The organism is Pseudomonas sp. BW16M2 (genome assembly GCF_014268865.1).
GTDB lineage: Bacteria > Pseudomonadota > Gammaproteobacteria > Pseudomonadales > Pseudomonadaceae > Aquipseudomonas > Aquipseudomonas peradeniyensis.
Genome location: NZ_JABWRI010000058.1, coordinates 1 through 8368 on the forward strand (window position 1 = coordinate 1; position 8368 = coordinate 8368).

The 8368-nt window shown below is 62.8% G+C and carries 9 protein-coding genes and 1 pseudogene; 6 read left to right on the forward strand and 4 right to left on the reverse strand.

Annotation, left to right across the window (positions count from 1 at the left end):
* Positions 1-1186, forward strand: a pseudogene (locus HU735_RS26625) (hypothetical protein); the annotation flags it as partial.
* Between the two features lie 2 nt (positions 1187-1188).
* Complete coding sequence (locus HU735_RS26935; RefSeq protein ID WP_189657200.1) at positions 1189-1992, forward strand: DUF6708 domain-containing protein; 804 nt, start codon at positions 1189-1191, stop codon at positions 1990-1992.
* A 160-nt stretch (positions 1993-2152) separates the two neighbouring features.
* On the opposite strand, the gene HU735_RS26635 is transcribed toward HU735_RS26935, so the two are convergent.
* From HU735_RS26635 to HU735_RS26645, 3 genes are read right to left on the reverse strand one after another with little or no spacing between them, the layout of a single operon-like run.
* Entirely contained in the window at positions 2153-2674 is a 522-nt protein-coding gene (locus HU735_RS26635; RefSeq protein ID WP_186716456.1) for a DUF2937 family protein, read from the reverse strand.
* Between the two features lie 9 nt (positions 2675-2683).
* Complete coding sequence (locus tag HU735_RS26640) at positions 2684-3457, reverse strand: class II glutamine amidotransferase (RefSeq protein ID WP_186716457.1); 774 nt, start codon at positions 3455-3457, stop codon at positions 2684-2686.
* A 15-nt stretch (positions 3458-3472) separates the two neighbouring features.
* Entirely contained in the window at positions 3473-3982 is a 510-nt protein-coding gene (locus HU735_RS26645; RefSeq protein WP_186716459.1) for an MFS transporter, read from the reverse strand.
* A gap of 186 nt (positions 3983-4168) precedes the next feature.
* Here HU735_RS26645 and HU735_RS26650 point away from each other — a divergent pair, with 186 nt between their 5' ends.
* Entirely contained in the window at positions 4169-6211 is a 2043-nt protein-coding gene (locus HU735_RS26650) for a S9 family peptidase (RefSeq protein WP_186716460.1), read from the forward strand.
* A gap of 176 nt (positions 6212-6387) precedes the next feature.
* Positions 6388-6861 carry a cyclic nucleotide-binding domain-containing protein gene (locus HU735_RS26655; protein ID WP_050704322.1) on the forward strand — a complete coding sequence of 158 codons (474 nt, stop codon included), beginning with the start codon at positions 6388-6390 and terminating at the stop codon, positions 6859-6861.
* On the opposite strand, the gene HU735_RS26660 is transcribed toward HU735_RS26655, so the two are convergent.
* Positions 6858-7133: a hypothetical protein gene (locus tag HU735_RS26660; RefSeq protein WP_028693029.1), complete on the reverse strand. Its 276-nt coding sequence runs from the start codon at positions 7131-7133 to the stop codon at positions 6858-6860. The two genes, HU735_RS26655 and HU735_RS26660, sit on opposite strands and share 4 nt — an antisense overlap.
* Positions 7134-7265: 132 nt before the next feature.
* Between HU735_RS26660 and HU735_RS26665 the strand changes: the two genes are divergently transcribed.
* Complete coding sequence (locus HU735_RS26665) at positions 7266-7631, forward strand: YajD family HNH nuclease (RefSeq protein ID WP_050704320.1); 366 nt, start codon at positions 7266-7268, stop codon at positions 7629-7631.
* A gap of 73 nt (positions 7632-7704) precedes the next feature.
* Positions 7705-8175 carry an RNA methyltransferase gene (locus tag HU735_RS26670; protein WP_028693028.1) on the forward strand — a complete coding sequence of 157 codons (471 nt, stop codon included), beginning with the start codon at positions 7705-7707 and terminating at the stop codon, positions 8173-8175.
* Positions 8176-8368 lie beyond the last annotated feature (193 nt).

Sequence of the window (8368 nt, forward strand, 5' to 3'; positions counted from 1 at the left end):
ATACCAGGCCGCCCACAGCCTGCGCCTGCTCAGCCTGAGCGCGGAGCAGACCCGCGCCCTGGCCCGTGAGGCCATGGGCAACCTGCGCAGTGGCTTGTCTGGCCTGGGGCCGGGCCGCGCCGACTTGATGTTGAGCCTGGGTGGGTTGTGGTTCCAGCAGGACAGCCTGCGCAGGAATCATGACGCGCTGACTGCGACCCCCGGCAATGCGGAGGCCGAAGCGCTAGCAGCGGTGTGGTCGTCGTCCATTGGGGTTTTGGGGTTGAGTATTGAAGCGACAGGGAAAGCGATCGAGATATTGCGACCTGCTCGGGCCGCCGTAACGGCGGGATCGACATTGATGCAGGGAACGCAACTTGTCAGGTACGGTGGTGCCATTGCTGCCGTGGCCGGTATAGCAGATGGAACCAATTATTTACTAGCGGCCCAACGAACAGGTGCACAAGGCGATCTAGCATCCAACCAAAAATATAATATTGCAGGCCTATCTGCGATTGGTTCAGCATTCGTAGGAGTAAGCACACTTTACTTTGGGACCGCATTCCTAGGCCCTGTAGGTATAGCACTACTACTTGCACTTTCGGCCTACACGCTTGCTACGATCGCAAAGAAAAACGAATCGTCCCCACTGGAAATCTGGGCTCGCCAGTCCAGATGGGGGCTGCCAGCGTCACATCGTGAATGGCAGGTCGCAGAAGACAATGACAACGCTATAGGTGCTCTCAATGCTGCCCTATTGGGCATCACTGCGCATGCCTCAATAGATATAACATTCAAAGAAACACACCCTCCGAAAACGATAGAGCCGTTCGTCACGCTGAGGGACAGCTTCTCGGTTCCACTCGAAACACGTCTGAACTACACAATCACCATTCCTAACTTTGCTCACGAACAGGCAAGATACGAATGGACACTGGTAGTTTATTCACCGGGTAGAAACACTGTGCCGACCGTGTACTCAGGAGACAGCGACAAGGTAAAAACCGAGTTACATGAGAGCATCGGCAGTCCAGAGAATAGTTCTCACCAAGGAAAGACTCTAAGAATAGAAGGAAGCACACCAACCGCAGATTTCAAAACTATCGACGCCTTTGAGTTAACAGTCAGCTATTGGCCCAACAAGGACGACACCACAAATTTCGCGAAATTAGTAAAAAAACAGGACAAACTGGACGTAAGGGGATAAAAATGAAAAGACCTATCCTGATTCCTCCGTGCCCAGGCTGGAAAGAGGACTTCAACCTCCCAAACGCCCCGACTAAAGTCGACCCTTCTCCCATACTGCTAAATTCAAACCATCAAGACGACATCTACCTAGAGATACCTCGCAACTCAGTCAACACTGGAGGACTATTAACCCTGTGCATTCCATTAAGCATTACAACAATCATTCTTGGCGCAAGAATAATAGCAACCAGCATTCAGCACAATGACTACGAGTCACTATTAACCATATCAATACTAATATCCATTATAACTTGGCAGGTAGCAATATATTTTCGCCTAGTCCGCACCGCCCCGCGCGACGAGCCAATACGTTTCAACCGTGCCCGTCAAAAAGTCTACGCTTACAACTTTACGTTCTGTTGGTGGAACCCTTTCATCCCATGGCCAATAAAAATCGTCAGCTACGACTGGAAGGATGTACGCGCCGAACGCTGGAGAAAACAGGCAGTCACCCACCAAGGCTCGCACCTCGTGAAGACAGGGATTATGTTGTCCGTCGTCGAACCGGGTACCAACAAGGTAATCGACCGGTTCTCTTTGAGTAATACGTACGGGGAAGAGTCCATCTGGGCCTACATCTGCACTTACATGCAACATGGTCTTGATGCTGTTTCACCTGCCCCACACAATGAAGATCACAACCTTCTCCTCTGGTATCAGTTCGCCAAACGCTTGGCACCAGAGGTCAAATGGCCAGAAGCGATAGACCACGAATCCCGCACGACCCCACACACAGCTCCACTTAAAAAGGTTGAGTTGCCATGAGGCCGCGGAAGTCGTCACCGGCCCTATCCATAGGGAATTAGCGACGGGATCAGCGAGAGCAATGCCACGCGTATGCCTATTCGTGTGATTGCCCGAGTGTGAAGTGAAACCTGGTCGTGCCACCCAACAACTGGACTCTTGAGTAAGCAGGCACTGAAGGCTAGCGCCAGCTTTCCTTCACCACCTTGCGCCGCCCGCCAAGAATCACCCAACCCATCACCAACAACAGGCTCTCGACCACAAACGCCAGCACGAACCCGCTGCCGATCCCCCAGCCGATCGCCTCGGGCACCAGCAGGATCTGATAGCTGTAGCCCTTGAGCGTCTCCTCGCGCAGTGCCGGCTCCGGCTGTACCAGCACATGCCAGGTGCGGCTCACCCACGAGCCTTGCAGGGCCTGCCATTCATGCTCGAGCAACTGGTTGCGGATCAGCAGGCTCTCGATGCTGTTGGCATCGCTGGTGAACACCGGATCGTCGCTGCCCCGGTAATGCCGCACCAGCGCTTGCAGGTCACCGCTGAAGAAGCGCTGCGCGGTCTGGCGGAAGCCGTCGAGCGCCTGGCGCGATTCGAGCAGGTGCGCCTCGACGCGCTGGCTGTAGTCCTTGACCAACCCCGGCACCTGGAGACCGGCCAGCAGGCCGAAGGTGAACAACAGCAAACGCAGGTAACTTCTGAACATGCAGCTTCCTTAGCTTTGGCCGTGGGCAATGCACTCGCCATGCCGCCACAAGCCCCACTGACCCGGCTCGTAGCGGTTCCAGGTCTCATTCTCGGTCAGAGGCTCGGTGGCGATCACCGTGACCACGTCGTTGGGAGTGGTTTGCGTGTGGAAGTCGACGATCAGGTCGACATCCTTCAGCCGTGCCGCGCCGAACGGTGCGCGGCGGGTGATGTGCACCAGTTTGGTCGAGCAGAAGCAGAACAGCCAGTCGCCGTCGCTGAGCAGGCAGTTGAACACGCCTTGGCCACGGTACCCGGCGCAGGCTTCGACCAGCACCGGCAGCAGTTGCTCGACCTCGACCGGTTCGGGGAAGGCTTCGCGCACGCGGTTGAGCAGGTCGCAGAAGGCCGCTTCGCTGTCGGTGTCGCCGATCGGCCGGTAGAACGTGCGCTGGCCAGTGAAATTACCCAGCTGGCCGTTGTGCGCGAAGCACCAGTTGCGGCCCCACAGCTCACGCACGAACGGGTGGGTGTTGGACAGGCAGACCTTGCCGACGTTGGCCTGGCGGATATGGCCGATGACCACTTCGCTCTTGATCGGGTAACGCTGTACCAGGTTGGCCACTTCCGACTCGCTGCTCGCCGCCGGGTCCTGGAACAAGCGCAGGCCGCGCCCCTCGTAGAAACCGATGCCCCAGCCATCGCGGTGCGGGCCGGTGCGCCCGCCGCGCTGCATCAGGCCGGTGAAGCTGAAGACGATGTCGGTGGGGACGTTGGCGCTCATGCCCAGCAGTTCGCACATGTTGCGGCTCCTGGCTTAAAGACGGGGTTCGACGCGGCCCGGCCCGGGGCCGGAGCGGCGCACGGGGGCGGGGGGCGGATCGTCGCGGTAGCGGTCTTGACGGTTGGCGGCCAGGGACGCTTCGGCCACAACCTCCTCCTCTTCCTTGGCCTGGCGCTGGGCGACGGCCTCACGCTGGGCGCGGCGCTCGCGGGCACGCTTTTCCAGCGGCCAACGGATCAGCACGAAGACGATGTACAGGGCAAATGCGAGCATGCCGTACATGGCCAGGTCGGAGGCGGCGCGCCAGGCGTTGTTGCCGACCTTGAAGGCGACGTCCAGCGCGGTGATGGCGATGGCCGGGGCGAAGCTTTCCTTGACCGGGTCGACGATGGTCGGCGAAAACAGCAATACGGCGATGATCACCCGCAGCGGCTCGCGCAACCAGCGCCACATCCAGCCGGTCAGCTTGAAGCCCACCAGCAGGCAGCCCAGGGCGGCAACGGCGTACAGGCCCCAGGCGAGGGTATAGTCGTGTTCGGTCATGGTGTGGGTGCAAGCCAGGCAAAGAGATGCCTATGATAAACACTTTTCCCGGCGCAGGCTGCCCCCCGCCCCGCAAGGGACCTGCAGCGGCCCTTCGCGGGGCAAGCCCGCTCCCACCTCCAGACCTCGATCAGGCGTGGGAGCGGGCTTGCCCCGCGATGGGGTCCACAATCGATGAGATCACCCATGCCCCTACCCCTTCCCGCCCCGATCGCCCATCAAGCCGAAGGCCACGACCCCTACGCCTGGCTGCAGCAGCGCGACACCCCCGAGGTCCTGGCCTACCTGGAAGCGGAAAACGCCTACCAGCAAGCCGTCCTCGCCGACCAGGCGCCGCTGCGTGAACAGCTGTTCGAAGAGATCAAGGGCCGCATCCTCGAGACCGACCTGTCGCTGCCCTCGCCCTGGGGCCCGTACCTGTACTACACCCGCACCACCGCGGGCGACGAATACCCGCGCCATTACCGCTGCCCACGCCCGGCCGACGACAGCAACACCGTCGATGAAAGCCGCGAGGAGCTGCTGCTCGATCCCAACGCCCTGGCCAATGGCGGCTTTCTTTCCCTCGGCGCCTTCAGCGTCAGCCCCGACCACCGCCTGCTGGCCTACAGCCTGGACACCAGCGGCGACGAGATCTACACCCTGTACGTCAAGGACCTGGCCAGCGGCGCGCTGAGCGCCCTGCCCTTCGACGACTGCGACGGCAGCATGACCTGGGCCAACGACAGCCAGACACTGTTCTTCGCCGAACTGGACGACACCCACCGCCCCTGGCGCCTGCGCCGCCACACCTTGGGCGAGGCTGGCGCCATCACGGTGTTCGAGGAGCCCGACGGACGCTTCTTCCTGCACTGCTACCGCGCCAGCTCCGAGCGCCAGCTGGTGCTGCTGCTCAACAGCAAGACCACCAGCGAGGCCTGGGTGCTCGATGCCACCACGCCACAGGCTGATTTCACCTGCCTGGCGCCGCGGGTCGAAGGCCATGAATACTTCCCCGACCACGGCCAGCTCGACGGTCAGTGGCGCTGGTTCGTGCGCAGCAACCAGGACGGCATCAACTTCGCCCTGTTCCACGCACCGGCCGACAGCGTGCCGACCCGCGATCAGTGGCAGGTGCTGGTGCCGCACCGCGACGACGTCATGCTCGAAGGGCTCAGCCTCAATGCCACGGCGCTGTCCCTGAGCCTGCGCGAAGGCGGCCTGCCGATCATCGAAGTACACCCGCAAGGCCTGCCGGCCTACCGCGTCGAGCTGCCGGACGCCGCCTACAGCCTCTACGTGCAGGACAGCCTGGAATTCGCCAGCACACGCATCCGCCTGCGCTACGAAGCGCTCAACCGCCCAGCACAGGTGCGCCAGCTGGAGCTGGCCACGGGTGACCAGCAGGTGCTCAAGCAGACCCCGGTGCTCGGCGTGTTCGACGCCGACGACTACGTCAGCCAGCGCCTGTGGGCGGTGGCCAAGGATGGCACGCGGGTGCCTATCAGCCTGGTGCGCCGCCGCGTCGACGAGGGCAAGTGCGTGCCGCTCCACCTCTACGGCTATGGCGCCTACGGCGAGAGCCTAGACCCGTGGTTCTCCCACGCCCGCCTGAGCCTGCTGGAGCGCGGCGTGGCCTTTGCCATCGCCCATGTGCGCGGCGGCGGCGAGCTGGGCGAGGCCTGGTACCGGGCCGGCAAGCAGGAGCACAAGCACAACAGCTTCGACGACTTCATCGCTTGCGCCGAACACCTGATCACCGAAGGCGTGACCACCCGCGAACGCCTGGCCATCAGCGGCGGCAGCGCCGGTGGCCTGCTGATGGGCGCGGTGCTCAACCTGCGCCCCGAGCTGTTCCGCTGCGCCATCGCCGAAGTGCCGTTCGTCGATGTGCTCAACACCATGCTCGACCCCGAGCTGCCGCTGACCGTCACCGAGTACGACGAATGGGGCAACCCCGAGGAGCCCGAGGTGTATGAGCGGATCAAGGCCTACGCCCCCTACGAGAACGTCAAGGCGCAGGCCTACCCGGCGCTGCTGGTGGTCGCCGGCTACAACGACAGCCGCGTGCAGTACTGGGAGGCAGCCAAGTGGGTGGCGCGCCTGCGCACGCGCAAGACCGACGACAACCTGCTGCTGCTCAAGACCGAGATGGGCGCGGGTCACGGCGGCATGAGCGGGCGCTACCAGGGGCTGCGCGACGTGGCGCTGGAGTATGCGTTCGTCTTCAATGAGCTGGGCGTGGCGTAAAACGCGATTTTCGTTGTCATAGGGTTCGCAACGGCGAGGGCTTTGCCCTCGTTTCGCGACACAAGGCCGCTCCCACAGGCTCCGCGCTATCCGTGTGGGAGCGGCCTCGTGTCGCGAAAGGGCTGCGCAGCGGCCCCCGACAATCCCAGGACAGCACCCGGTGAGAACAACAACACATGCCCGACACCCAGCACCTGAACGCCGAGATCCGCGACATGCTCATGGACTGCGGCCTGTTCGACACCCTGCAGCCCGGTGACTTCCTCGCCGCCGCCGGCTACTTCAGCCTCACCGCCGTCGCCCAGGGCCAGACTCTGTTCAGCGAAGGCGATGCCGGCACCTTCATGTGCATCCTCCACCGTGGCGTGGTCTCGGTGCGCAAGACCGACGGCAACGGCGCCCAGGTGGAGATCGCCACCCTGCGCAAGGGCCGGGCCTTCGGCGAGATGGCCGTGCTCGACGGCGAACGCCGCTCGGCCACCTGCGTGGCCGCCAGCGACTGCCAACTGCTGACCCTGGGCAAGGACGCGCTGGAAAAGATGCTCAACGAAGCGCCGCGCATCGCCGCCCGGATCATCCGCGCCCTCGCCGTGGCTTTGTCAAAACGCCTGCGCATGCAGGATGGCCAGCGCCTGGCGCAACAGGTCTAACGGCCCTTGTCAGGCGGTTTCGGCGGGTCCTGGCTCAGCCCAGGCAACGGCTGGTCCTTGGGTGGCCCCGGCAGCGGCATCGGCGGCAACAGCGGCGCGCCCGGCCGGTTGGCGCCGGCCTTGGGCGGCGTACTCGGGGTGATCTGCGGGTAAGGTGTCGGCGTCGCGGTACCGGGCGCCCCGGGAACCGTCGTGAGCGGCCGCTGCTGGCCCGCGGCGTCGGCCGTGGATACTGCGCCAAGCAACAGCGCGGCGAGGATCGCATGCAGCATGTGCAGCCTCCTGTCAGAAACCTTCCTACATGCTACGCCCAACGGCGCGATTTTGCCTGTCCGCCCGCCCCACAGGCGCGCTAGACTCAAAGGCATAACCGTCATTGCCCTGATCAGAAAAAAGGTAACACCATGAGTTCCACCTCCGACGCCACCGCCCGCCTCGACCGCATCCTCGCCGACGCCAAGCGCGACAAGGAAATGGGCTACCGCGACAAGGCGCTGAAGATGTACCCCCACGTCTGCGGCCGTTGCACCCGCGAATTCTCCGGCAAGCGCCTGTCGGAACTGACCGTGCACCACCGCGACCACAACCACGACAACAACCCCCAGGACGGCTCCAACTGGGAGTTGCTGTGCCTGTACTGCCACGACAACGAGCACGCCCGCTACACCGACCAGCAGTATTTCAGCGAAGGTTCGCTGAGCACGCCGAAAGTCGCCGTGGCCACCCACAACCCGTTCGCCAACCTGGCCGCGCTGATGAAGAAGGACTGAACGTCGATTCACGCCCCCGGCGTGCCGGCAAGCCCGTATAATCGCGCTCTTTTTTTGCGAAGGGCCCCGACACGTGGCGAACAAACGGTACAGCTGCATCGGCCTGTTCAACCCCAAATCCGCGGAAAACGTAGGCTCGGTGATGCGCGCCGCGGGCTGCTATGGCGTCAACTCGGTGTTCTACACCGGCAAGCGCTATGAGCGCGCCCGCGACTTCGTCACCGACACCAAGCGCGTGCACTACGACATCCCGCTGATCGGCATCGACGACCTGCAGCGCATCATTCCCCTGGGCTGCACCCCGGTGGCCGTGGAGCTGGTGGAAGGCGCACGGCCATTGCCTGAGTACACCCACCCGGACCGGGCGATCTACATCTTCGGGCCTGAGGATGGCTCGTTGAGCGAAGACGTGCGGGGCTGGTGCGAAGAGACGATCTACATCCCGACAGAGGGCTGCATGAACCTGGCGGCGACGGTGAATGTGGTGCTGTACGACCGCATGGCCAAGGGCTTGAACACCCGTTCGGGGCCGAAGTTCAAGTAGCCATCACGCCTTGCGCCCCCCAATCCGGCTCCCGTGCAAGCCAGGCGTCTACGCGGCGAAGCCGTTGTGCTTTTGCTTTGGCTTCTAAGCGCGCGATATTCCAGGCGACACAAATTGCGACTTCAGGAGGCCGAACGCAGGCCTTGCGGAGGGAGGTGACGGGCATGGATGCCCGTCAAGCGCTGGGGCCCAG

Coding starts and splice junctions, on each gene's coding strand:
- HU735_RS26935 (WP_189657200.1), top strand. CDS start 1,189: ATGAAAAGACCTATCCTGATTCCTCCGTGCCCAGGCTGGAAAGAGGAC.
- HU735_RS26635 (WP_186716456.1), bottom strand. CDS start 2,674: ATGTTCAGAAGTTACCTGCGTTTGCTGTTGTTCACCTTCGGCCTGCTG.
- HU735_RS26640 (WP_186716457.1), bottom strand. CDS start 3,457: ATGTGCGAACTGCTGGGCATGAGCGCCAACGTCCCCACCGACATCGTC.
- HU735_RS26645 (WP_186716459.1), bottom strand. CDS start 3,982: ATGACCGAACACGACTATACCCTCGCCTGGGGCCTGTACGCCGTTGCC.
- HU735_RS26650 (WP_186716460.1), top strand. CDS start 4,169: ATGCCCCTACCCCTTCCCGCCCCGATCGCCCATCAAGCCGAAGGCCAC.
- HU735_RS26655 (WP_050704322.1), top strand. CDS start 6,388: ATGCCCGACACCCAGCACCTGAACGCCGAGATCCGCGACATGCTCATG.
- HU735_RS26660 (WP_028693029.1), bottom strand. CDS start 7,133: ATGCTGCATGCGATCCTCGCCGCGCTGTTGCTTGGCGCAGTATCCACG.
- HU735_RS26665 (WP_050704320.1), top strand. CDS start 7,266: ATGAGTTCCACCTCCGACGCCACCGCCCGCCTCGACCGCATCCTCGCC.